This is a genomic window from Peribacillus psychrosaccharolyticus ATCC 23296 (genome assembly GCF_000305495.1).
GTDB lineage: Bacteria > Bacillota > Bacilli > Bacillales > DSM-1321 > Peribacillus > Peribacillus psychrosaccharolyticus.
This window is the reverse complement of sequence record NZ_AJTN02000103.1, coordinates 1-1553: the sequence shown is the minus strand read 5'-3', so window position 1 is coordinate 1553 and position 1553 is coordinate 1. Positions and strand designations below refer to the sequence as shown.

Annotated in this window: 1 protein-coding gene; it reads right to left on the bottom strand. The window is 46.9% G+C overall.

The features are described 5' to 3' along the window. Window positions 1-44 precede the first annotated feature (44 nt). Window positions 45-1553 (bottom strand): SF1B family DNA helicase RecD2 (recD2, locus tag WYK_RS06240; protein ID WP_040373699.1); only part of this gene is annotated, 1509 nt, incomplete at its 5' end.

Genomic DNA, 1553 nt, shown 5'->3' with positions numbered 1-1553 from the left:
ATTCCCAAAATCACATCAAAAAAAGCCGGAGAATATTCTCCGACTTAGATGAAGTCATCTGGGGTTACGTAGTCCATGCCGATCATGGGGTCGACTTTCATGAGTGCTTCGATATAGTCTTCTGTTGTGGCGGCGGCTGTGGTTTGGGCTGTTTCGCCTTCATCCTCTACCGGACGTTCTTCGTTCATACCATTACCCGCAATGTAACTGCTTAGTTTTTGCTGCAGTGTGGTTTTGCGGTTTGTTTCGCTATTTCGCTCAATGCCTTGACGAAAGGCATCTTCCTCGCCGCACAAAATTAAGAAGTTTTTACTCCTTGTAATGGCAGTGTAGAGCAGATTCCGCCGGAGCATACGGTAATAGCTTTTTACAACTGGTAAAATAACAATTGGAAATTCACTACCCTGTGATTTATGAATAGAGCAGCAATAAGCATGTGTGATTTGTCCGAGCTCTTGCTTGGCATAAACCACTTCAATGCCATCAAACGAAAGCACGAGCTTATCAACATTATCCGTATTCTCTTTGGCATACAGGACCGACACAATATCTCCCATGTCGCCATTGTACACGCCGCTTTCCGGCTGATTGACCAGTTGCAGTACTTTGTCGCCTGTCCGATAAACCACATCACCAAACTTTAACTCACGCTTTTTCTTATCCGTATTTGCATTAAATACTTCTTGCAAAATTTTATTAAGATTATCAATTCCGGCCGGGCCACGGTACATGGGTGCCAGAACCTGAACATCACGGGCGGTGAATCCCTTGGACTTAGCATTCGCGACAACCTTTTCAACAACCTGGGCAATCTGCCCCGACCCGCAGCGAATGAACGAGCGATCAGTCTGTTGCTTTGAAAAGTCACTCGGCAGCTGGCCGCGTTTAATTTCATGGGCAAGCTCAATAATGGATGAGCCATCCGCTTGACGATAAATTTGCTCGAGACCTACCATTGGAACACTGCCTGATGCCAATAAATCTTTCAACACTTGACCTGGTCCAACCGATGGCAGCTGATCTTCATCTCCTACCAAAATCAACTGAACATGCTCGGGTAAAGCCTTCAACAGCTGATGCGCAAGCCAAGTATCAACCATCGACATCTCATCAATAATAACGATTCGGCCTGAAAGCGGATTGTCTTCATCATGCGCAAAGCCATCCGCACCGTTCCATCCGAGCAAACGATGGATCGTCACAGCCGGTAATCCAGTTGATTCGGCCATCCGTTTTGCTGCACGGCCCGTCGGCGCTGCAAGCACAAAGGGAAATGGCTCGTCCGCTTTGTAAGTGCCAATATCCATCGACACTCCATGGAGTTCACTGTACAGCTCAACAATTCCTTTTATAACCGTCGTTTTTCCTGTACCAGGTCCACCAGTAAGAATCATCATTGGCGACTGCAGAGCTGTCTGAATGGCTTCTTGCTGCGCCGGTGCATACTCAACACCAAGACGCTCCTCAAGCTCACCAAGTGCCAGTAAAAATTCCGACTCAGGAAACTGCTCTTCGTATTCATCCTGTGCCAGCAATTTCTTAATACTCTTTAC